The following is a 23,210-nucleotide window of genomic DNA, read 5'->3' as shown; positions in this document are numbered from 1 at the left end:
GGAGCGCGCTTTTGAGTTTCAAGTCTGCGATCCCCTCCGTCGACCGGCTGCTTGGTCTCCCCGACCTGCAAGCGCTGGTGGTGAGTCACGGCCGCACGCTGACCACCGATGCGGTGCGCCAGGTGCTCGCCGATCTGCGCGCTCAACCGGACGACGCGTCGCCCGATTTAAGCGAAGCGAAGCTGGTGCGCGATATCACTGAGCGCGTGAACTACCGCGTCGTGCTGTCGTTGCGTCCGGTTTTCAATCTGACCGGAACCGTGCTCCACACCAATCTCGGCCGCGCGCTCTTGCCCGAAAGCGCGATCGAGGCAATGACGGCGGTCGCGCGCGGCGCCAGCAACCTGGAGTTCGATGTCGCCGCCGGCAAGCGCGGCGATCGCGACAACCATATCGAGGAGCGCCTGTGCCGCCTGACCGGGGCCGAGGCGGCGACTGTCGTCAACAATAACGCCGCGGCCGTCCTGCTCGCGCTCAACGCGCTGGCCGCCCGCAAAGAGGTGCCGGTCTCGCGCGGTGAACTGATTGAGATCGGCGGCGCGTTCCGCCTGCCCGACATCATGCGCCGCGCCGGCACGCGCCTGGTCGAGGTCGGCACCACCAACCGGACCCACGCGCGCGACTATGAGGCAGCGATCGGCGACCGCACGGCATTGCTGATGAAGGTGCACACCAGCAACTATGCGGTCGAAGGTTTCACCGCCGCGGTCGCGGAGGCGGAACTCGCGGCGATCGCGCATGCCCACGGCCTGGCGATGATGACCGATCTGGGCAGCGGCACGCTCGTCGACCTCACCGCCTATGGCCTGCCCGCCGAACCGACGGTCAGCGGCATGATCGCGGCGGGCGCCGACGTCGTGACGTTCTCCGGCGACAAACTGCTCGGCGGCCCCCAGGCCGGCCTGATTGTCGGGCGGGCTGACCTGATCACGAAGCTCAAGAAGAACCCGATGAAACGCGCCTTGCGCTGCGACAAGGTGACGCTCGCCGCGCTGGAAGCCGTGCTGGTTCTTTACGAAGACCCGGACACCCTGCCCGACCGCTTGCCATCATTGCGATTGCTGACACGTGGCGAAGCGGCGATCCGGGCGGACGCCGACACACTACTGCCGGCGATGACAAGAGCTCTCGACGGTCATGCCGAGGTCGATGTCGTCGCGGTCAAGAGCCAGATCGGCAGCGGCGCCCTGCCGGTCGATCTCCTTCCCAGCGCCGCGTTGCGGCTGCGCAGCAGCGCGCCGAAGAAGCGCCAGGGCCGCGCGCTCAAGGAGCTCGCTGCGGCCTTCCGCAACCTGCCGTGCCCGGTGATCGGACGCGTCAGTGACAACGCGCTGATGTTCGATCTGCGCTGTCTTGACGACAAGTCAGCCTTCACCGCGCAACTCGACAAACTGGCCCTGCCGTGATCGTCGCGACCGCCGGCCATGTGGACCACGGCAAGACGGCGCTGATCCACGCATTGACGGGCGTCGAGACCGACCGGCTGCCGGAAGAAAAGAAACGCGGGCTGACCATCGATCTGGGCTTCGCCTATCTGCCGCTCGCCGACGGTACGGTCCTCGGTTTCATCGACGTGCCCGGCCACGAGAAGTTCCTGCGCAACATGGTGGCGGGCGTCGCCGGTATCGACATCGCGCTCCTGGTTGTCGCCGCTGACGACGGCATCATGCCGCAGACCATCGAACACCTCGCCGTGCTCGATCTGCTAGGCGTTAAGGACGGCCTGGTTGCCTTGACCAAGACCGACCTTGTCGAAAGCAACCGGGTTGCATCGGTCGAGAACGACATCCGCGCGTTGTTGGCCGACACGCATCTCGCTGGCAGTCCAGTGTTTCCGGCCGCGGCATTGGCCGGCACCGGTATCGACGACCTGCGCGCTCATTTAGAGACCCTCGCCGTCAATCTTTCCAGGCGCGCTAGCACCGGCACCTTCCGCCTGGCCGTCGATCGCAGCTTCACCATCCCCGGCGCCGGCACGGTCGTGACCGGTACGGTCTTCTCTGGCCACGCCGCGGCAGGCGACCGCCTCAATGTCGTGCCTGCCATGCGCGAAGTCAGGCTGCGCGGCATTCACGCACAGGATCGACCGTCGGACGAGGCGCGGGCGGGTTGGCGCTGCGCCCTCAATCTTGCCGGTGTCGAACGCGACGAGGTCGCGCGCGGCGATTGGATCGTCGCGTCGGGCGCACCACCGCCATCGCGCCGTCTCGACATCCGCCTTCGCGTGCTCGCGAGCGAAGGCAACCCGCTGAAGCATTGGACACCCGTTCATGTCCACCACGGCGCGGCCCATCTGCACGGCCATGTCGCGGTGATCGGCGCAGGGTCGATCGCGCCGGGTGAAATGGGCCTCGCGCAGCTCGTGCTCGACACGCCGGCGGTCGCGGCAAGTGGCGATGCGGTCGTACTGCGTGATCAGTCGGCGCAGCGAACCCTGGGCGGCGGCCGGGTCATCGATCCCGCCGGGCCGGCGCGTGGCCGCGCGCGCCCGGGGCGCATCGCCGTGCTCGAAGCCCTTGACCGCCGCGATGACGCAGCCGCGCTGGCCGCTCGGCTCGACCTGCCGGGATCGGGCGTCGCGCTGGAGGCGTTTCGGCGCAGTCGCAACCTGACGGAGGACGAAGCGGCTACACTCTTTGCCAAAGCCGATCTCACGATCACCGGACGCGGCGATGATGCAGTCGGCCTTTCCCCCGTGCGCTGGGCCGCCCTGCTCGAGACAGTCGAACATGCGGTCGGCCGATGGCACGGCGAGCATCTCGACCGACTCGGCCCGACACTGGAAGAATTGCGCCGCGCCGCCGCTTGGGGCCAGGACCGCAATCTGTTGCAGGAGGTCTTGGCCGCCCTGGTCGGCGAAGGACGCCTACAACGCCGTGGCATGGTCGTGCACAAACCCGGTCACGACGTCAGGCTCAATGCCAAGGACGAGGCGCTGTGGCAGCAGGTCCGCGCCCACCTCTCACCAGACCAGGGTAGTCCGCCGGCGTTGTGGCAGCTTGCGGAAACGATTGGCAGCGAACCGGAAACCCTCGACCGGTTTCTCGGCAGGCTTGCCGGCATGGGGCTTGTCATGCGTATCGCGCGCAACCGTTACCTGACGCCAGAAGACGCCGCCCGTTATGGCCGTGTCGCCGAACAACTCGCATCCAATGACGAGCCCGGCCTGACCGCCGCAAGCTTTCGCGACGCGGCGGGCGTCGGACGCAACTTCGCGATCGACCTCCTCGAGTTTCTTGACCGCGCCGGGCTAACCCTTAGACAGGGTGCGCGGCGCAGCCTGCGCCGCTCCGCCGCCGACGTCTTCGGTGCGGAATTATCACCAGACAAAGACCGTGCCCATGCTTAAGTCGTTTTCCATTCAGGCGCTCAGCGCCGGTCTGCTCGCCTCGTTTGTCGGCTTCGCCAGCTCGTTCGCCGTCGTGCTTCAGGGCCTGACGGCCGCCGGCGCCAGTCAGGCCGAGGCCGCATCCGGCCTGATCGCGCTCTCCATCTCCATGGGCCTGTGCGCCATCTGGTTGAGCCTCAAGTTAAAGCTGCCGATCTCGGTTGCCTGGTCGACGCCGGGCGCGGCGCTGCTGGCGACCTCCGGCGCCGTGGAGGGCGGTTTCGCCGCGGCGGTTGGCGCCTTCATCGTGACCGGCGTGCTGCTGGTGATCGCCGGACTGTGGAAGCCGCTTGGACGCTGGGTCGCCGCGATCCCCGCGCCGCTGGCCAACGCACTTCTGGCCGGCGTGCTGCTTGGTCTTTGCCTGGCACCGGTCAAGGCGGTCGCCGAACTGCCGCTGCTCGCGCTGCCCATCATCATCGTGTGGGCGGTTATGGCGCGCTTCACGCGGATCTATGCGGTGCCCGCCGCCGTCGTCATAACCGCCGTCATCATCGCCACGACCACCGACATGTCGGCGATGAAAATGAACGCGCTGTGGCCCGATCCGATCCTGGTCATGCCGGCCTTCTCGCCCGAGGCCATGATCGGCATCGCCCTGCCGCTCTTTATCGTGACCATGGCGTCGCAAAACATCCCGGGCATGGCGGTGTTGCACGCCAACAATTATCAGCCCAACCCCAGTCCGCTGTTCGCGACCACCGGCTTGTTCAGTTTGTTCTCCGCGCCATTCGGCGGCCATGCCGTCAATCTGGCGGCGATTACCGCGGCGCTCTGCGCCGGCGAGAACGCCCATAGCGATCCGGCGCGGCGATACTGGGCGGCGGTTGTCGCCGGTGTTGGCTATGTGTTCTTCGGGTTGATCGCGGGCGCCGCAACCGCGTTCATCGCCGTCGCGCCGCCGCTTCTGATCCAGGCGGTTGCCGGCCTTGCGCTTCTGGGCGCGCTCGGCATGTCCCTGGTCAACGCGTTCAGCGATGCCAAGGACCGGGAAGCCGCGATCGTAACCTTCCTGGTCACTGCCTCCGGCCTGACGTTCTTCGGGATCAGCGGTGCGTTCTGGGGCCTGCTCGCCGGAGGCGCGGTGATGGGTCTGGCGCGCTGGCGGCGCGGCAAGGCATGAGACGACATTATGGAAAGGGGTCGCATCCGGTGATGCGCCCGGTCTTCAAAACCGGTGAGACGCGTTCAACGGGTCTGGTGGGTTCGACTCCCACCCCTTTCCGCCATTGCCGCCGCGCGAGCTCATGACCCCTTCTGAGCCGGTCACCTGCGACATCGTTCTGATCGGCGGCGGTCACGCCCATGTCGAAGTGATCCGCCGTTTCGCCATGGAGCCGGAACCCGGCGTGCGGCTGACGATCATCGCGCGCGACACGTTCACGCCGTACTCCGGCATGCTGCCAGGCTACCTGGCCGGTCACTACGACCATGCCGCCTGCCACATTGATCTGCGCCCCCTGGCGCGAATGGCGCGCGCCCGGCTGATCCATGCCCCGGCGACGGGCCTTGATCCTGGCGCGCGCACGGTCGCCATCGAAGGGCGCCCGCCGATCCCCTATGATCTCGCCTCGATCGATGTCGGTTCCGTGCCCACCACGTTGGGTATCGCGGGTGCCGACGACCACGCAGTCCCGGTCAAGCCGGTCGACAAGTTCCTGACCCGTTGGCAAAGCGTCGAAGCGCGCGTGTCGGAGACCACCGGACCATTCCGCCTGACCGTGGTCGGCGGCGGTGCTGGCGGCGTCGAGGTGGCACTTTCCCTTCGTCATCGGCTGCGCCGCCACCTCACCGAACGAGGCGGCGACCCCGACCGCGTTGCCGTCACCGTCGTTACTGATCGCGATACCGTCCTGCATCAGCATGCCATACCGGTGCGCCGCGCGATGATTCGCGCGCTGGGTAAGCGCAACATCACCATCGTCACCGGACACAGGGTCGTCGCGTTTCACGATGACCGCGTCGTCTGCGATCCCCACGAGGAGATCGCCAGCGACGCCGCCGTCCTGGTGACCCATGCCGCCGCCCATCCGTGGTTGGCATCGACCGGACTCGACCTGGACGACAGCGGTTTCATCAAGGTAGGACCGACCCTGCAAACCGTCTCCCAACCCGCCGTCTTCGCAGCCGGCGATGTCGCCGCGTTCACCAGCCAGCCGCTCGCCAAGAGCGGCGTCTATGCCGTGCGCAAGGGGCCGGTGCTGGCCGAGAATCTGAGACTTATGGCGCGTGGCATGCGGCCCCGACCCTATCGCCCACAGGGCCGCACGCTGGCGCTGATCTCGACCGGCGATCAGAACGCCGTCGCGTCCTGGGGTCCGCTCGCGGTCGAAGGCGCCTGGGTGTGGCGCTGGAAAGACCACATCGACCGACGCTGGATGGCGGTCTACCAGGACATCGAGCCGATGCCCGAGGACCCAACCGATCCCATGCGTTGCGGCGGCTGCGGCGCCAAGGCTCCAGCACCTGTCCTGGACCGCGCGCTCCAGCGCCTGGATGTCAAAGCCGACTCGGCGCTGCTCGCTGGGCTCGACGCACCGGATGATGCCGCTGTCTTCACACCGCCCGATGGCCAGGTTGCGGTGCAGACCGTTGACCAGTTCCGTGCCCTGGTTGACGACCCCCACTTGTTCGGTCGGCTGATGGCGGTTCATAGCCTGGGCGACCTGCATGCCATGGGCGCGACACCCGCCGTCGCCTTAGCGCTTGTGGGCCTGCCGTTCGCCGACCCCGGGCGCATGGAATCGGATCTGGTCCAGGTGCTCTCCGGCGCGCTTGAGGTTTTGAACGCTGAAGGCTGCGCGCTTGCAGGCGGCCACACCAGCGAGGCTCAGGAGTTCACGTTTGGCCTGTCGCTGACTGGCTTTGCGCGGCCGGACGCTCTCTTGACGAAAGGCGGCTTGCGGCCCGGCGACGATCTGATCCTGACCAAACCATTGGGCACCGGCGTCTTGTTCGCCGCCGACATGCGCGGCGCGGCCCAGAGCGCCTGGATCGAGGCGGCGCTCGCTTCGATGTTGCAGTCGAGCGCGGCTGCGGCGACCTGTCTGAGGGCCCATGGCGCAAAGGCAGCTACAGATGTCACCGGCTTCGGCTTGGCCGGTCATCTCGGCGAAATGCTGCGGGCGTCGTCGGTCGACGCCGAGCTTGTGTTGGATGGGCTGCCGGTGCTGGCGGGCGCACGCGATCTGCTCGCGCGCGGTTTCGCGAGCACCTTGCAGCCTGCCAATCAAGAGGCCGCGGCATCAACCGTCAGCGACATGACCGACGCGATCCTGTTCGATCCGCAGACCGCCGGCGGCCTGCTGGCCGGCATTCCGAGTGACAGAAGCGCTGCGTGTTTGCAGGACCTCAACGACGCGGGCTATGTGTCAGCCCGCGTCGTGGGTCGTGTTGTTGGACGAGGTCAGGGCCGCATCACGATCAAGCGTGGTACGTCTCCGGCACCAACATGAACTCGCCGACGTCGAAGAGCTCGGGATCCTCTTCCTGCAACAAAGTCTTGCGCAGGGATTGCAGCATCTCGGCCAACGACGTCTCTTGCCACAGCCAATCGGAGAGTTCCTTCTGACCGACCACGCCCGGCCGCGCGGTCGCGGCCTCCATGTAAAATGCCTTCAGATCCTCCGCCGAAAGGCGCAAGGCATCGGCGCTCCCGACGGTCTTGATCGGGCTCTCGCGGGTTTCCCCTGCGAGCCAGCCGTCCAGGAACCGGGCGGCATCGTTCATGGCGAGACCGCTTAAGCCAACGGCCGTGCGGCCGCGCCGGTCGCGGCCAACCTCGTACCACGGCTGCAGTTGGCCGATTTCCGCCAGCACCGCTTCACGAAGGCCGGTCCGGTCCTCCGGCACCGGCGGCTTCGGGAAGCTCACCGGACAGACCCAGCTTTCCATCGCTTCGTCGGCAACTTCTTCCGGGGCTTCTTCGGGGAAGTCTGCCAGCACCGGTCCTTCCGGCACCTCGAACAGGTCGAGCGCGGCCTTCAGCACTTTGGTCTGGAACGCCGGGTTGTTCGGCACACCGAACGGCCGGCCCAGTGGGAACGGCACCCAGAGCGTGCGCGGCGGTCTGAGCGTTTCGGCATGCTCGCGCACCAGCGCGACAATCACCGTCGCCAGGCCCTCGTCTTCCAGATACTTCGCCAGTCCGCCAACGGCGCACGTGCAAAGGGGTCAAACGGGGGCCAGAACAACCGTGTTAACGCCGTCAGCTTTCAGGATGCCCGCGAGATCGCGGACCGCCGATTCCATCAGTTTCGGGTCGGTCGCGCCCATGAACGAATAATGGAAATCCGCCACCGAACCGATCGCGCCGTCATCCGCCAGCTCGTTCAGCCGGTGCAACGGGAACGCGATGTTCACGTCCTGATGAAAGCCCGTGCGGTCATGACTGGTCGAGACGTGGTCCATGACGACATCATCGACCTTGTCCGCCGGGATCACCCGATAGTCCGCCGCGTCGGCCGCGAACGGCTGATCGCTCTTCAGTTTCAAACCGGCCGAGGAAACCAGCGCAACGCGCCGATCGCCGGCAGGCGCCGGTTCTGTCCAGGGTTCCATCTCGATATCCGGCACCGGATGATCGATCAGAAAGTCTCTCATATCGGCGTGGAGATCCGCCAACCTCACCATATCGTCACTCCTTCCCCAATCCGGGCCGAAGCCTCGTGGAGAAGGCCCAGCCTGTCAACACACGGCTTCACGGGTGGGCAGCATCATCGGCGCCATCTCATCGGCCGTGCGGCCCGCCCAGTCGAGCTCCGACACCCGCTCCAGCATACGCGCCTGGGCGCGCTGCAGGCGTTCGGACTCCGCGGCCAGATCGATGGTTGTCAGCTTGCCGTCGCGCACCACCGCCTCGCCGTCGACATAGACATCGCGCACCGCGCGTTCGGCGGCGACGACCAGCAGGCTGCGAAGCGGCTCGCGCACCGGCATCATCGCCGGGTGTTCGAGGTCGACGACGACGAAGTCAGCGCGTGCGCCCGGCGCCAAACGGCCGATGTCGTCACGGCGTAGCGCCCTGGCGCCGCCGGAGGTCGCAGCATTGAAGACGTCGAGGTAGTCGAGGTCGGCGACGCTCTCGCCGATGACGCGCGCGGCGACCGCGGCCGTGCGCATTTCCTCCAACATGTTGTGCGGATAGGTGTCGGTGCCGATGCCCATGTTGACGCCGCGGCGGACGTATTCGCCGAAGGTCCGCAGCGTAATGCCGCGCCGCGAGAAGACGGTCGGGCAGTGGGCGACCGTCGCGCCGCGCTCGGCCATCAGGTCGAGATCGCGGTTGGACGACCAGTGCAGCCAGGGATGGTGATCCAGGAATATGCAATGGGCGATGATGCTGCGCTCGTCCAGGACGCCCATATCGGCCATCCACTGGATCGGCGTCTTGCCGTGGCGGCGCTGCATCTCCAGAAACTCGGTCACCGACTGCGCGGCATGAATGGTCCAGGGAAGATTGCGCTCGGTGGCATAGGCGTGGCTGTCGCGCAGCAGCGATTCGCCGCAGGTATCGACCTGGGAAGGCGACAGCATGCCGTCGAGCCGGCCCGAGGGATGCTGTCGCGCCAGCTCGATCACCCGGCAGGCGGCGTCGAACCGTTCGCGCCCGGCCTTCTCGTCCCAGTCATACTGCAGCTTATAGCCGTCGGACGTGTACCAGCGGGCGTCGCGGAAGAAAGGCGCGGCGACGGCGCGGATGCCGCTTTCGGCAAGCGCATCGAGCCAGCCGTCGAAGGCCGCCGACAGATCGACCACCGTGGTCACGCCCGACAACAGCAGCTCCGCCAGCGCGACCTTTAGACATGCCATGCGTCCTTCGTCATCGGCGGGATCGAACACCGGCAGGTGCTCATAGAGCGAGCTGTGCCAGAACCCCGGCGAATGGGTCTCGTCGGTCACGCCCTTGCGCATGGTCTCGCTGGTCGGGTGGCTGTGGACGTTGACCAGACCGGGCATCACCATGCGTCCGGCGCCATCAATCTCAATCTCGGCGGGACCGTCATATCCCTTACCGACGAAGGTGACGGCGCCGCCGGAGAAGGCGAGATCGGCGCTACGCAGATAGACATGGCGTGCATCGGTCTTATCCCACGCGACCAGCCAATCGATTCCACGGATAACAGTCGTCTCGCTCATGACATCTCTCCCCTGGTCGCACCTCGGCGCGATGAATTGTCTCTCTATGACAGCGGCGCGGCACATCATTATGCTGCACCGCGCCGCTGTTGCCAGGGAGGATAGACGTTGACCCAGAAAGATCTCTACCCCATGCACGAACCGTGGGACCGCTTCGCGCTTCCAGTCAGCAGTCTGCACACCCTGCATGTCGAGCAGGGCGGCAAGGCGGACGGCGTGCCGGTGGTCTTTCTACATGGCGGGCCGGGCGATATCTGGTCGCCGGCGATTTATCGCTTCTTCGACCCCGACCATTATCGCGTCATCGCGTTCGACCAACGCGGCGTCAACCGCTCGACGCCGGCGGGCGAACTCACCGACAACACGACGCCCCACCTGATCGCCGATATCGAAGCGATTCGGGAGCACCTGGACATCGAACGGTGGATCGTCTTCGGTGGAAGTTGGGGCAGCGCCCTGGCGCTCGCCTATGCCCTGGAACATCGCGACCGCGTCCTGGCGCTGGTCGTGCGCGGCATCTACATGGGCGATTCCGACGACGATATCTGGGGTTTCAGCCACTGCCGAAATCTTCTGCCGGAAGCCTGGGACGAATTGGCGAGCCACTTCAGCGACAGTGACCACGACAACCTGTTCGCCGCCTGCGCGCGTGATATCAATGATGACGACGAGGTGCGCGCCTTGGAAGTCGCCAAGGCATTCGACGATTTCTCTGGCCTGCTCTGTGGCAACACGACCAAGCGCGACGACATTCCCCTTCACAAATCGTCCGACGCCGAGACCCTGGTCACATCGCGCCTGTCTCTCGCCTATTTCGCGAATGACATTTTCCTGCCACCCATGCACCTGCCGAACAATGTACACAAGCTGGCGGGCCTTCCCGGCGCCATCGTGCAGGGACGCCGCGACCTCATATGCCCGGCGCGCAATGCCTGGATGCTGCACAAGGCCTGGCCCGATGCGTCCCTGACCATCAGCGACGATGCCGGCCACGCACCGTTCGAGGACGGTAACCGCGAGGCCCTGGTCGCGGCCATGGAAACCCTGAAGGACCTGAGGTCATGACGTCCTCGCGTTTAATCGAACCGGAAGAACTGGAACCGCTGGCGACAGGCGCTTGGATTCTGGGCGCGGGCGGCGGCGGCAGTCCTTATGACGGCTACCTCAATCTTCAGCGCCTCTATCGCGACGGCACGCGGGTCACGTTGCTGGATCCCATGGCGCTCGATGATGACGACCTGATCGCTGTCGTCTCGACCATGGGCGCACCGTTGGTCGGCCAGGAACGGCTGACCGACCCGACACTGTCGGTCAAACCTGTCATCGCCATGCAGGACTATCTGGGCCGCAGTTTTAACGCCGTGATGCCCGTCGAAATCGGTGGCGGCAACGGGCTTGAGCCGATGTTGGTCGCCTCCCAGCTCGACATCCCGGTTGTCGACGCCGATGCCATGGGCCGCGCCTTTCCCGAAGCCCAGATGACCAGCTTCGCCATCCATGGCCTCAAGATGTACCCGATGGCGCTGGGCGACATCCGCGGCAATGCGGTGATCGTGCAACAGGCTGAGAACCCCAAATGGGTCGAACGTACCAGTCGCGCCGTATGCACCGCGTTGGGCAGCACCGCGCCGACCGCCAAGGCGCCGCGCACCGGCCGCGAGGTGAAGGACTGTGGCATCCTCTATTCGGTCACGCGCGCCATCAATCTTGGACGAACGGTCCACGATGCCCGCGCGCGTCACGTCGACCCCGTCGCCGCCGTCCTCGAAGGCGAAGGCGGGCGGTTGATGTTCACCGGCAAAGTCCAGGACGTCGACCGCCGGACCACGGCTGGTTTTCTGCGCGGCTCGGCGCGCCTGGAAGGGCTGGATGGTGACCACGGCGCGACGTTCGAGGTCGACTTTCAGAACGAATACCTGATCGGCCGACGCGACGGCGAGGCGACGGTCATGGTACCCGACATCATCTGCCTGATGGACAGCGAAACCGGCGAAGCGGTGGGTACGGAAACACTGCGTTACGGCCAGCGCATCGCGGTGATTGCGCTGCCGGCACCGCCGGTCCTCTCGACACCGGAGGGCCTGGCGCTGGTCGGTCCTCGCGCCTTTAATTACGACGTCGATTACCGGCCAGCTTTCAATGCCTGATGGATTGTCGACCGCGTGCTGGAGGGGTTGCCCATGTCCAGTCCGGCGATGCAAGAGGTTCTATGGCGTCGACGTAACGCTTGAGATTGAGCAAGGCGCTTTCCACGCTGGCATCACACAGCGCCCGTGATGCCTGAAGCCCAGGCCGCGATCGCGCGCATCGGCGCGTTTGTATCGCAACACACAGGCTGATCGCGAAGCCTGAGAGACTTGGCGGGGAGAACGCGGTTGTTGCTGCGAACCATGGGGCAGCCACTTAACAGCAGCTCGTGGCTACAAGGGCCCTCCGCGTCAAGCCGGAAGGCTGCCCGCCTTCCACCCCAACGCTGACACAGTGGACCCGCTCTAGGATCACGATTGACCCTACGCTCAAGTGTGCTCGTCGAGTGCTTTCGTCATCAGGACGAAAGGGCCTTCAGGATACGATTGGAATTCGACAAACTCATATCCGAGAGCCTCGTAGAATGGCCGCGCAGTAACTGAGGAATGAACCATCATTTCTGAGATCGCATTTTGTCGTGCAACCTCTTCAATCTCGGCAACGAGTACCTTCCCCAACCCTTGTCTCTGATAGCTGGGCTCTATGAACATCGAACGAAGATAATCATGTCTTAGCCCCGCCGTACCAACAAGGTCGACACCTGCAAAGCCAAGAAGAATGTGTTCATTTACGATTCTCTTAGCGACCGGCTCCGGCTCAAAAATTGAGCACAACAAGTCAATTGACTGTTGATCGTAATCTTTGGAATTCGACACGCGAATAGTACGCCGGATCAGTCCACTAAGCGCAACTGCATCGGCATCCGTTGCTTTGCGAATTTCGATCGGTTTCATCACGGTAACTGTATCCGGTGAAATACGACGTCCGCAATCGACCAACCTCCGACAGGCGGAGCCACAATCGGGACGTCCGGGTTGATCCGACCAGCGGGGATCATGGTCCGTCAGGCCGCTCGCTCAGTTGATGAGTAAGCGCCTTAGAGTGTTGCAGAACCACGCACCTGCCAAGCGCTTTAGCCGAGGCGCTCGATACCGGCCTTGATCTCGTCGAGCGTGGGCTAACCGAAGGCCAGGCGAATGAAAGGGCCGGCATCGTTGCGGATATGGAAGTCGGAGCCGTAGGCGATACTGATCTCGTTCTCCGCCGCGATCTCCTGGACACGGGCCGGGACATCCTCATATGGCCGAACGCTGAGCCGTTGGTAACCTATGCAGCGGTGGGGCGGTTCGGGAAACAACGTTTCCTGACAGTCGCGACACCGATCAATTGAGAAAGACGAACCTGGATATCGCATTGCTACCTAGCCTGAGTTTGTCCCAGGGCTATGATCGATCGGATAGAAAGCGGTCAGACGCTTGGAGTTCGCACAATGAAGACTACGACGTTGCTCTACGGCGTTCTTGCGCTGAGCGTGTTGCACTGGTTGGTGATTGATGAATCGGCTGCTCAGGTAACTCAAGAACAGCTCGATGCGATCTCGACGCCGAACGAAGTTGAGACCTCGATCGGCGTGCTGAAGTTCATCGACGGCGCGCCACTGCCCGAGACCTCGACAATGGTCTACGACTACCTTGATCGAGCACGGGCTGTGGATGCGTTCCTAAAGGGGATTCCCGCAGCCTCGGTCTACATGCTCATCGAAGGGGTGAAGCCGGTGGGCGCTGTCGAAGCGCATCAGGTTGGCATCTTCGACACGCTGATGGATTCGAACTCCCTCTTCCTCACGGGGAACAGCTCGACCATGTACGTTTTCCCGAACCTTGAGCTGGATCGCGATGGCCCGACGGTCGTTGAAGTTCCTCCCGGAGCACTTGGGGCATTCAACGACGCATACTTCCGTTACATCGGCGATGTCGGCCCGGCAGGTCCGGATGCCGGTGAGGGCGGCAAGTACCTCATTCTTCCGCCGGGGTACGAAGGAGAGGTCCCCGAGGGCTATTTCGTCGTGCAATCCCCGAGCTATACGGTCTGGACATTCATGCGAATGTCGGTGGCCGACGGGTTGGAGGCCGCCTACAGCAACGTGGCAGAGAATCTTAGGGTTTACCCGCTGAGCCAAGCGGACAATCCACCGGAACTGGAGTTGATCAGCCTTTCAGGCAAGTCGTTCAACACCATTCATGCCAACAACTTCCAGTTCTTCGAAGAACTTAACGCGGTTGTACAGCGAGAGCCGATCGATCTCTTCCCGGCGGAGACCCGTGGCTTGTGGGCCTCGATCGGGATCGAGAAGGGCAAGCCATTCGAGCCGGACGACAGGATGCGTGCCATCCTCGAAGACGCCGTGGCGATTGGCAACGCGGCGGCGCGGTCGATTGTCTGGCATCCGCGGACCAACACGACCCTCGCTGGTTTGCAGACTTTTGAGGGCATGAACTGGAACGCCGCCTTTTTGAATCAGAACGTGTTCTTCAACGGGCCCGATGGGCAGACAATGAACACGGATGCGCGCGTCACGTTTCACTATCCGTACACCGCTGTCACGCCAGCCATGGCGAAGCCGCGGCCCGGTGTCGGGTCCGACTATCGGATCGCTTACCTTGATGCTGCTGGCGAGCCCTTCAACGGCTCCAACACCTACAAGGTAACCCTGCCGCCGAACCCTCCGGCCGACGACTTCTGGGCGTTTACGCTCTATGACGCGCAAACGCGATCAATGCTACAGACGGATCAACCTTTGCCGACCATCGATAGCATCCAGAGTGATCCCAAGCTCAACGAAAACGGATCGATCGATGTGTACTTCGCTCCAGAACCGCCAGAGGGATGGGAAGCAAACTGGGTCCAGACAATTCCAGGCAAGAGTTGGTTCACCATCTTGCGGATGTATGGGCCGAGACAGGATTGGCTTGACGGCAAGTACGTGCCAGGCGAGATCACGCTCGTCGAGTGATCCAGCATATGCTGGCACCGGGTTCAATGACCGGCGCCTTGCAAGCCACTCATCCGCCATGCGCCATGACAATTGCTGGCTACTGTCTGACATGGCATCGCGCGATGGTTGAGGCCCGCGACCTGCTTTGGGCGAACATTGGCCCGGATCGCTGAACAAGTCCGCTTTCGACCCAGAGCGGAATTGCCGGATGTCACCGTCCTGGGCAACAATAGCCACCTGGGTGATCCAAACCAGAGATTGGAGCATGGCGCGCCATGACGGAGAAGAATGATCCCGGTCTGAAGCTGGAAGACTGCGTCAATGACACCTGCCCATGGTCGGGTGATCCGGTGTCCGACGACTCGCTGACACGTTACAAAGGCATGGTCGTGGGTTTCTGTAACCCCGGCTGCCGTGACAAGTTTGAAGCCGCGATCAAGCATTTCGACGCGGCGGGATAGACGACCGCTCAACGCCGGTAAGCGTCAGGTGACTGATCCTTGCGCGCCGACGGCGTGAAGAATATGCCGACGTCCTGAACATTTCGATTGCGCCACGCGACCTCGTCGTTTCACAAGACGCTGGTGCGTGCGTTGCCGACGAAGAGGCGCAGCCAAGAGAGCGGAGTTCCGTGGCGTGGATACATTCGACGTTATCATCATCGGCGCCGGGTCCGCCGGATGCGTCTTGGCCAATCGCCTCAGCGAAGACGGCAGACTGTCCGTCCTGCTGCTCGAGGCCGGAGGGCGAGACCGGAGTCCCTTCATTCATATGCCGATCGGCTACGGCCATTCCTACTTCAATCCCCGGATCAACTGGAAGTATACAACCGAAGCCGATCCCGGCATTGCGGGGCGTCAGGCTTACTGGCCGCGGGGCAAGGTGCTCGGCGGCTCCAGTTCGATCAATGCGATGGTCTGGGTGCGCGGCCTGCCCAACGACTTCGACGATTGGGTCGCGTCCGGCGCGGACGGATGGGGCTGGGACACCGCCCAACGCTACTTCAAGAAGCTCGAAACCTGGTCGCGCGGCGGTGATGCGGTTCGCGGCGGCGACGGACCGCTGTGGGTTCAGGACGTCGCCGATCAGGTCCATCCGCTTTGCAGCACTTATCTGGAAGCCGCGCGCCAATTGGAGCTGCCGATTACCGATGATTACAACGGCGCTAAGAGCGAGGGCGCGGCAATCTATCAGTTGTCGACGCACAAGGGCGTGCGGGCATCGACCGCAAGATGTTACCTGCACCCGGCCCGAGGCCGAAAGAATCTGACGACCGTGACACGCGCCCATGTCACTGGCATCGACATCGAGGACGGCCGGGCGACGGGGGTCCGCTACATCGTCAACGGCCAGTCGCTGAGTGCCCGTGCACGGGCAACCGTCGTTCTGTCGGCCGGTGCGGTCAATTCACCACAACTGCTGCAGCTTTCCGGCATTGGTCCGGCGGCGGTGTTGCGCGACAAGGGTGTGAGGGTGAAGCACGACATGCCGGCTGTCGGCCGCCATCTTCAGGACCACCTGGGCCTCGACTTTTACTTTCGCTCCCGCGTACCGACGCTCAACGAGTTGCTCCGGCCCTGGCACATGCGGATCTGGCAAGGGCTTCGCTACGTCCTGACACGAAAAGGGCCTCTGTCGCTCAGTGTCAATCAAGCCGGAGGCTTCTTCAAAACCCGCGCCGATCTCGCGGCACCCAATGTGCAACTATACTTCAACCCGGTCAGCTACACTCGAGGGTCCAAGACCAAGCGGGCATTGATGAGCCCTGACCCCTTTCCCGGCCTGTTGATCGGCTACAACATGTGCCGTCCGACCAGCCGTGGAGAGATCGCGATCCGATCCGATGATCCCTTCGAGCAACCGGTGATCAGGCCGAACTACCTATCGACCAACGATGATATCGCTGACGTTCTTGAGGCCTCTCACTTTGTCCGCCGCCTCAGTGAGGCGCCGGCCCTTCGCGCCATCATAGAAAGCGAGATCGCGCCCGGCGCCGACGTCCGAACCGATGAGGGTTATCTGGAACACATCCGCGCCACGTCCTCGTCCGTGTTTCATCCATGTTCGACATGCCGGATCGGTCTGAGCGCACAGGACTCCGTTGTCGACGCCCGATTGCGCGTGCACGGCATCGACGGCCTGCGGGTGGTCGACGCATCGGTCTTTCCGAGTATCACATCGGGCAACATCAACGCGCCCGTCATCATGGTCGCGGAGCGCGCGTCAGATATCATTCGTGAGGATCTGAGGTGACCTGTTGTCGGGCGTGCCTCGACGTCGCGGTGTGAACTCGCCGACTGGGTTATTCGGATCCACCCAGTCCTTCACCGAAATGCGCGATGTGCACGGGGGCGAGGTTTGGACGAGCCATGATGGACTCTGCCATGCGGACCAGGTTCGGGATTTCGGCACGCATCCAAACCGGATCCTCGAACCAATTCATCAGCATCCAGACGTAAATGTCGACGATACCGAAGTCCGCACCGAACAGATAGGGGCCCTCGCCGATCTCCTCTTCTAGCATTCTATAGTGCCGGCGAGCGTACTCTGTTGCCGCGGCCTCAATGCCGCTTGCATGAGACGGATCGGTCGAATAGCGGTCTGCGTAGCCGCGCCGCAACTCGCCTTCGTATAGATTTGTCGCGGCGAACAGCAACCAGCGGTTCGTCTGCGCCCGTTCCGCCGTGCCCGGTTTCGGCGCCAGACCCGCTTCCGGATGCGCGTCGGCCAAATGCAGCAGGATCGCGGCGCTTTCGGTCATGATCGACCCGTCGCGCAGTTGCAGCGTGGGCAACTGTTGGCGCGGATTGATTTTGGTGAACCAGTCCGATTGCAGGTCACCGCCATCGTAGTCGACGGCAATCAACTCAAACGGCGCTCCGATCTCGGTCAGCGCGGCTTGGACGCAGGCGCTGCCCGTGCCCGGTGAGCTGTACAGTTTGTAGGTCATGCGTTTCCTCCGGTTTAACGTTGGCTTTCGACGGCTTAGCCTTGAGCGGCATTGTCATGGAATCTCGACTAGAGCAGATCCAGTTTTGATGGAGTTGCATCGCGATAACATCATGGCAGGTGAACCTGCCCCTCTCACAGACAGAGATCGGATTCACATGGTGGGGTGGAACCGTCGAACGGTTCCATCTAACCATGATCCGCTTTTGGCGCAACGGCAGCGCTGCCGTTGTCCCTTCTTAAGACCCAAGATCCCGCAGAGATGTCCGGCATTAATGGCTCGTTTTCAGTTACTGCGGAAATCAGAACAACCCGTCTCGATCCATGGAACCTAAGAGGCCACCCCCTTAAGACAGACGGACGGTCGCTTTGGGCCAGGGGTCGTCAAAGACATGTCCGGCTTTCCATTGGGCTACTTCCTGCGGCGAACAGAGGCAGTCTCGCAGCGCGCTGGCGAAGGTCTCCAGCCCGTCGCGATCGCCGATTACCGTCAGGTGGCAGTGGCGGTCGCCGAAATCGGGCGAGAACCCTTGCAGGCGGCGGCGCATCTCCTCGCGTTCTTCCGGCAAAAGGTTCAGGCTCTCATCCTCGAGCGTTGCCACTTTCCAGAAATTGAGGATTTGAAGCCCGACGCTACCAGCGGTCTGGTTCCACAACAGCTGCAAGCGGTCGCGCGTGGGCAACCAAAAGAAGCCTTTGCTGCGGTAAATGCCCACGCCCAGATAGTGGTTGTAGACATCCCACAGGCGCTGCGGATGGAAGGGGCGGGGATCGTGAATCACAATGCTGTCGATCTGGTAATCCGAAGCGCTGTCCATGGAGTTGGTGCCGTGTGTCTCGTCCCATTCCATCAGCTCCGCTCCGAGCGTGGCCACACGCTCATGATCATAGGGCGGCATGGCTAGCACATCGCTCAGTTTCACATTTCCCCATTGCATGCCCATGATATCTGCGCCCGGATTGATCGGGTGAATGGCTTCAGCGACCGTGCGCAGGCGCTCCATCGAAACTCGATCCATTTTGCTGAGCAGGATACGGTTGGCGAACATGATCTGCTCGGCCAGCAGGTTCTCGATGCCGCGCTGGTTGGCGGAGAGGTTGCGCGAGGCGGCAGGCAGAATGGCGCGGCCGAGATCGTGATCGTCTGCAAGGGTGACGGTATCCACAACAGACAGAAACCCATGAAGCCGCACCGCTTGATGGGTCCTGATTGCCTCCAAAAGAGGCCAGGGATGCGTGCTGCCCGATGTTTCGATGACAATATGGCTTGCGCCGCCAGAGCGGAACTTTTCAACCGCCTCGATAAAGCGCGTCAGCCCCTCTGGACCGCTGATGCTGCCAGCGGGAATGGAAGCAAAAAGCGCATCCCGGCGCGATAACACCTCACTCGTGTCGAGAATGCGGCCATCGACGTCGAGTTCGCTCATCTCATTGACGATCACGGCCAGGCGCACATCCTGAAACTCCCGCGCCTGTACCAGCAGGTTCTGCAGCAGTGTCGTTTTTCCGGCACCGAGGAAACCACTCAGAATGGTGATCGGAATTGGCGACGAAGCAATGTTCATGGAGTGAGCCGTTCTTCGGTTACACCAAAGCTCGCAACAGTCCGCGCGTGATGTGTCTTGCCGTGGCGATCAATTGGCGTTTGGGTGTGACGGTCGCCTCGCGTCATCGTCTTTGCACTCTCCAAACTGCGCCGAAAAATCAAATGGCTTATGTAGATGCAGCGACATGGATCTGATCGAGTGAACGTTGAGTGTTACAATGTAACAGTCCTAATAGCACTGGACGTTTCGAGCCTGCAAGGACATGCCAAACAACATCCACACGGCGTACAACGATCTTCCGGTCGACGTGTTGACGATGTGGCGAACCACCGACCAGCGCTACGGGTCACGGGGCCTTACATCAAAAAGAAGCCCGTGCGGCGCAGCCTTTGGATTCCTGGGCCCTCGATTGAGCGTGCACATTCGGTTGGCTCTGGCGGCTCCAATCCGTTCTCGTGCCGGCCAGGAACCAACATACGATGGACATCTAGACATTCGACTACATGATCGTCGGCGCCGGTCCGGTAGGCTGTGTGCTGGCTGTCGTCGACGAAGAAACGCGCGTTCGTGGTGTGGGCCGTCTACGTGTCGTGATGTCTTGACGTCGTGCCAGTAACTGGCGTTAGGCTGCGCAGCACCCGTCAAACACGCATCGGCATTCCGCGCATGCGTTCACGCTCGTGACGCCACAATGCTCGAGCAACTGTTTCTTCAAGGCCGCGCGCGCTCTGTGGAGGCGTACAGTCGCGTTGTTGACGGAGATGCCGAGTGCTTGGGCTGCCTCGGCTAACGACATGCCGCAGATGTCAACGAGTTCCAGGATTGATGCGTAGTTGGCGCTGAGCTGCCGGGTTTGCGCGACGCTGCACCCACACACCGGCTCCGCCGGTACTTCGATGGGATCGACTTCTCTTTCCACTGCCTCCAGTAGCCGGCGGTCCGCTGCCAACCGGCGTAGCGCATCATTCGCGGCATTGGCGTGAATGCGGTAGAGCCACGGCAAAACCCGCTCCGGATCTCGCAAAGTCGCAGCCTTCTCGACAGAGCGGAGCGCAGCGGCTTGGCATATGTCATCGACCACGTCCGATGGGACGCGCGACGCCACATAGCGCCGAAGCTTCGTGCTGTGGGCGCGCAATGCTGTAGCAATGCGCGCCCTTCGGTCCAACTCTGTCATTCCCAACGGGTACCTTAAGTCGACGCGTTTGAACACCCACAGGACGGCCCACAGGTACAGGCCTCACACGTGCAGGTATCGCCGCAACAGCAGCGATCGCCGCTAGGGGCGCTGTGTGCGCATTTGCATGCCGGCGGGCAGTTGTCGCAGGCGCAGACATCAGAAGTGGTCATAATCGTCTCCATGTTCAATCGTTACAGACATAGAGACGGTTTCGGATCGAGATTCTTACACCAATCGCAGACCTTTTCTGTGGCTGACGGTCTGTCCTGGAGTGAGGGCGTTGCTGTGTGCTGCTTCCGGCACTAGCACAATCTCAAAAGGACTACGTCCGGCCAACCGCCCCATTTATCCACTCAGCCGGGTTGAGGTGGCAAGCAGCACACGCCGCCCGCCACCTTCGCCCCCTTTGCATGACCCGATGCAACTCCGAGACCGGAACCGCCGCTGGTCGGGAATTCGCCTTGGGCCAGTGCGGCCTTACTCCGGTACCAAGGTTCCAGGCAGCGAGTTCACCGTCATGGTGTCGCCCGGCCGGAAATGGATCACGGATCGGATCGACTCGCCCGCCTTCAAAAGGTCGAATGCCGTGTTGATCTGGTTATGGACCATGTGGTGGGTGATGTAAGGGTCGACGCTGAAGTCACCACGCAGCCACTCATCGACCATGCCCGGAAGTTCGCTGCGGCCAAGAACGCCGCCGAATGCGGTGCCGCGCCAGACGCGCCCGGTGACGAGCTGGAAAGGCCGCGTTGCGATTTCCTGGCCGGCGCCGGCGACACCGATCACGGTGCATTCACCCCAACCCTTGTGGCAGGCCTCAAGCGCCGAGCGCATCAGGTCGACATTGCCCACGGCCTCAAAGGTGTAGTCCAGCCCGCCATTCGTCATGTCGATCAGCACTTCATGGATCGGCTGGGGATGGTCATTCGGATTGACGCACTCCGTCGCCCCCAGCGACATGGCCAAGGGGAACTTGTTGGAGTTGATGTCGATCCCGATGATCCGCGACGCGCCTTTCAGGACCGCACCCTGGATCACGGCCATGCCGACGGCACCCAAGCCAAAGACCGCGACTGTCGCGCCTTCCTCGACCTTGGCGGTATTGCGCACCGCGCCGATCCCTGTCGGGACCGCACAGCCCATGACGGAGGCCTTGGACAGCGGCGCCTCTTTGGCGATCTTGGCCACGGAAATCTCGGGCAGAACCGTGTACTCACTGAAGGTGCTGGTGCCCATGTAGTGCAGGATCTGCTTGCCCTTGTAGGAAAAGCGCGATGTCCCATCCGGCATGACACCCTCGCCCTGGGTCTTGCGAATGGTCTGGCACAGATTGGTTTTGCCAGACTGGATGTAAGGGCAATCGGGGTCTTCGGGAACATAAAGCGGGATCACGTGATCGCCGGGCACCACCGACGTTACGCCCTTTCCCACCTCCTCAACGATCCCGCAGCCCTCGTGCCCCAGAACGCAGGGGAAGCGGCCCTCCGGGTCCTCGCCCGAAAGCGTGAAGACGTCGGTGTGACATAGGCTCGTCGTGACGATCCGCACGAGGACCTCACCTTCCTTTGGACCTTCAAGGTCGATCTCTTCGATTTCGAGGGGACGGTTTGGTTCCCATGCGATGGCTGCACGTGTTTTCATAACGGATCTCCCTGTCTTCGCGATGATGTTGGTGTAAGGCCGGTTTCAGTCAGTGGCCGACGACAAAACCCGCGATGCGCGGTTGCCGACGCCTCGGTAACCGCCAGCCGGTGAGCCCGAGGTGTCGATGTGGCAAGCGGCAGAAACTGCTTGTCGTAAGGAGCAAGGTCGATCACGCGCGCCCCCCAGTCGGGTTGTCCGCGACGTGGGCCATGGCGAGTGAGCGAATGCGCGCGAGCATGAGCGACAGGCCGTTAGCCCGATGCGGCGAAAGATGCTCGGCGAGACCGATCTCGTCGATGAACGCCGGCGAGGTCGCCAGGATTTGATCGGGCTCGCGCCCCGAATAGACCTGAAGCAGCAGGGCAATGAGCCCGGCGACGATGGCGGCGTCACTTGTCGCCTCGAAATAGAGCTTGCCGTTGCGATAGTCAGCGATGAGCCAGACACCCGCCTGACAGCCATACAATCGGTTTGCCTCGATCTGCTTCGCCTCCGGGAATGGCGGCAGCCGGCGCCCCAGTTCGATCAGATACTGGTACCGCTCAGTCCAGTCTTCGAGACACTGGAAGCTCTCCACAATGGACCGCTGGGCGTTCGCCGCTGTTTCGTCCGAGGTCGGCCTCGCTTGCAGAGGGACGCCCATCTAGACGGTTCTCTGCCACGCAGAACCGTCCGCTCTCCAGTCGAGCGTCATGGCCTCATCTCTCCTTTCGTTCACAACTGTAATGTTATAACGTTTCAATCTCTGATGAAGAAGAGCCAATTTCGCCACTGGGCGCCCGGGTGGTCGCAAGTAGGTGTTTGACATGAACAAGGTCCAGGAGCGCTAGCGCCATGAACGCTGAACCCACCGACCCGACGGCTTCGGCGCCCTTCGCATCACGCATGTCGGTCGAGCAAGTCGAAGAAGGCTTCGACCTGGCGCCAAAGTTTGATGCCGACGGACTGATCCCCTGCATCACGACGGACGCCGACACAGGTGACGTGCTGATGTTGGGCTACATGAACGGCGAAGCACTGCAGAGAACGATCGCGACGGGCGAGGCGCACTACTGGAGCCGAAGCCGCCAACGCCTCTGGCGCAAGGGATCGACCAGTGGTCTGACACAGCAGGTGGTCGAGATGCGCATCGACGACGATCAGGACGCCGTATGGCTGCGGGTCCAGGTTGCCGGTTCGGGCGCCAGTTGCCATGTCGGCTATCGTTCCTGTTTCTATCGATCGGTTGAGCTCGGCGGCACATCAGGCGGGCCTTCACGACTCGTGTTCACGGAGTCACAGAGGACCTTCGATCCCAAGGATGTTTACGGAGACGCGCCGAACCCGACGCAGCTTTGAGTG

Annotated in this window: 19 protein-coding genes and 1 tRNA gene; 11 read left to right on the top strand and 9 right to left on the bottom strand. The window is 62.9% G+C overall.

Annotation, left to right across the window (positions count from 1 at the left end; genetic code table 11):
- Nucleotides 1–11: 11 nt before the first annotated feature.
- The 5 genes from selA (at nt 12) to selD (ending at nt 6,843) form a co-directional block, all read left to right on the top strand.
- Entirely contained in the window at nt 12–1,406 is a 1,395-nt protein-coding gene (gene selA / locus AAF563_05090) for an L-seryl-tRNA(Sec) selenium transferase (protein MEM7120630.1), read from the top strand.
- The gene (selB, locus tag AAF563_05085; protein MEM7120629.1) at nt 1,403–3,349 is read left to right on the top strand and encodes a selenocysteine-specific translation elongation factor; all 1,947 of its coding nucleotides are present in this window, start codon (nt 1,403–1,405) and stop codon (nt 3,347–3,349) included. Before selA ends, selB begins: the two co-directional genes overlap by 4 nt.
- The gene (locus AAF563_05080) at nt 3,342–4,511 is read left to right on the top strand and encodes a benzoate/H(+) symporter BenE family transporter (GenBank protein ID MEM7120628.1); all 1,170 of its coding nucleotides are present in this window, start codon (nt 3,342–3,344) and stop codon (nt 4,509–4,511) included. Before selB ends, AAF563_05080 begins: the two co-directional genes overlap by 8 nt.
- An 11-nt stretch (nt 4,512–4,522) precedes the next feature.
- Nucleotides 4,523–4,617 (top strand) — tRNA-Sec (locus tag AAF563_05075).
- A gap of 18 nt (nt 4,618–4,635) precedes the next feature.
- Complete coding sequence (gene selD, locus AAF563_05070) at nt 4,636–6,843, top strand: selenide, water dikinase SelD (GenBank protein ID MEM7120627.1); 2,208 nt, start codon at nt 4,636–4,638, stop codon at nt 6,841–6,843.
- On the opposite strand, the gene AAF563_05065 is transcribed toward selD, so the two are convergent.
- The 3 genes from AAF563_05065 to AAF563_05055 all read right to left on the bottom strand — a co-directional run bounded on the left by AAF563_05065 (nt 6,812) and on the right by AAF563_05055 (nt 9,526).
- Nucleotides 6,812–7,498, bottom strand: coding sequence for a hypothetical protein (locus AAF563_05065; GenBank protein ID MEM7120626.1), 687 nt, complete (start codon nt 7,496–7,498; stop codon nt 6,812–6,814). The genes selD and AAF563_05065 overlap by 32 nt on opposite strands.
- Nucleotides 7,499–7,561: 63 nt before the next feature.
- Nucleotides 7,562–8,020 carry a glycine/sarcosine/betaine reductase selenoprotein B family protein gene (locus AAF563_05060; protein MEM7120625.1) on the bottom strand — a complete coding sequence of 153 codons (459 nt, stop codon included), beginning with the start codon at nt 8,018–8,020 and terminating at the stop codon, nt 7,562–7,564.
- Between the two features lie 54 nt (nt 8,021–8,074).
- Nucleotides 8,075–9,526, bottom strand: coding sequence for an amidohydrolase family protein (locus tag AAF563_05055; protein MEM7120624.1), 1,452 nt, complete (start codon nt 9,524–9,526; stop codon nt 8,075–8,077).
- Between the two features lie 108 nt (nt 9,527–9,634).
- Between AAF563_05055 and pip the strand changes: the two genes are divergently transcribed.
- Entirely contained in the window at nt 9,635–10,591 is a 957-nt protein-coding gene (gene pip, locus AAF563_05050; GenBank protein MEM7120623.1) for a prolyl aminopeptidase, read from the top strand.
- On the top strand, nt 10,588–11,673 hold the full coding sequence (locus AAF563_05045) for a DUF917 domain-containing protein (GenBank protein ID MEM7120622.1): 1,086 nt from the start codon (nt 10,588–10,590) through the stop codon (nt 11,671–11,673). Before pip ends, AAF563_05045 begins: the two co-directional genes overlap by 4 nt.
- 369 nt (nt 11,674–12,042) lie before the next feature.
- Here AAF563_05045 and AAF563_05040 read toward each other — a convergent pair whose 3' ends face one another.
- Nucleotides 12,043–12,507: a GNAT family N-acetyltransferase gene (locus AAF563_05040; GenBank protein MEM7120621.1), complete on the bottom strand. Its 465-nt coding sequence runs from the start codon at nt 12,505–12,507 to the stop codon at nt 12,043–12,045.
- A 536-nt stretch (nt 12,508–13,043) separates the two neighbouring features.
- On the opposite strand from AAF563_05040, the gene AAF563_05035 reads away from it, so the two are divergent.
- From AAF563_05035 to AAF563_05025, 3 genes are all read left to right on the top strand, one after another.
- Nucleotides 13,044–14,567: a DUF1254 domain-containing protein gene (locus AAF563_05035; protein ID MEM7120620.1), complete on the top strand. Its 1,524-nt coding sequence runs from the start codon at nt 13,044–13,046 to the stop codon at nt 14,565–14,567.
- 257 nt (nt 14,568–14,824) lie between these two features.
- Nucleotides 14,825–15,010: a glutathione S-transferase gene (locus AAF563_05030; protein MEM7120619.1), complete on the top strand. Its 186-nt coding sequence runs from the start codon at nt 14,825–14,827 to the stop codon at nt 15,008–15,010.
- Between the two features lie 175 nt (nt 15,011–15,185).
- Nucleotides 15,186–16,802 carry a GMC family oxidoreductase N-terminal domain-containing protein gene (locus AAF563_05025; GenBank protein MEM7120618.1) on the top strand — a complete coding sequence of 539 codons (1,617 nt, stop codon included), beginning with the start codon at nt 15,186–15,188 and terminating at the stop codon, nt 16,800–16,802.
- 49 nt (nt 16,803–16,851) lie between these two features.
- On the opposite strand, the gene AAF563_05020 is transcribed toward AAF563_05025, so the two are convergent.
- The 5 genes from AAF563_05020 to AAF563_05000 all read right to left on the bottom strand — a co-directional run bounded on the left by AAF563_05020 (nt 16,852) and on the right by AAF563_05000 (nt 22,512).
- Nucleotides 16,852–17,499, bottom strand: coding sequence for a glutathione S-transferase family protein (locus tag AAF563_05020; GenBank protein MEM7120617.1), 648 nt, complete (start codon nt 17,497–17,499; stop codon nt 16,852–16,854).
- Nucleotides 17,500–17,845: 346 nt separating this feature from the next.
- Nucleotides 17,846–19,063 carry a GTP-binding protein gene (locus tag AAF563_05015; GenBank protein ID MEM7120616.1) on the bottom strand — a complete coding sequence of 406 codons (1,218 nt, stop codon included), beginning with the start codon at nt 19,061–19,063 and terminating at the stop codon, nt 17,846–17,848.
- Between the two features lie 604 nt (nt 19,064–19,667).
- A complete protein-coding gene (locus AAF563_05010; GenBank protein MEM7120615.1) occupies nt 19,668–20,222 on the bottom strand; it encodes a sigma-70 family RNA polymerase sigma factor in 555 nt (184 codons plus the stop codon).
- 480 nt (nt 20,223–20,702) lie between these two features.
- Entirely contained in the window at nt 20,703–21,866 is a 1,164-nt protein-coding gene (locus AAF563_05005; protein ID MEM7120614.1) for an S-(hydroxymethyl)glutathione dehydrogenase/class III alcohol dehydrogenase, read from the bottom strand.
- Between the two features lie 172 nt (nt 21,867–22,038).
- Nucleotides 22,039–22,512 (bottom strand): SufE family protein, encoded by a 474-nt coding sequence (locus tag AAF563_05000; protein ID MEM7120613.1) that lies wholly within the window; start codon nt 22,510–22,512, stop codon nt 22,039–22,041.
- A 191-nt stretch (nt 22,513–22,703) separates the two neighbouring features.
- Here AAF563_05000 and hisI point away from each other — a divergent pair, with 191 nt between their 5' ends.
- Complete coding sequence (gene hisI / locus AAF563_04995) at nt 22,704–23,207, top strand: phosphoribosyl-AMP cyclohydrolase (protein MEM7120612.1); 504 nt, start codon at nt 22,704–22,706, stop codon at nt 23,205–23,207.
- Nucleotides 23,208–23,210: the final 3 nt, after the last annotated feature.

The sequence above is a fragment of the Pseudomonadota bacterium genome (assembly GCA_039028155.1).
In the GTDB taxonomy this organism is placed as follows: Bacteria; Pseudomonadota; Alphaproteobacteria; order SP197; family SP197; genus JANQGO01.
This window is presented reverse-complemented; position numbering and strand designations above follow the sequence as displayed.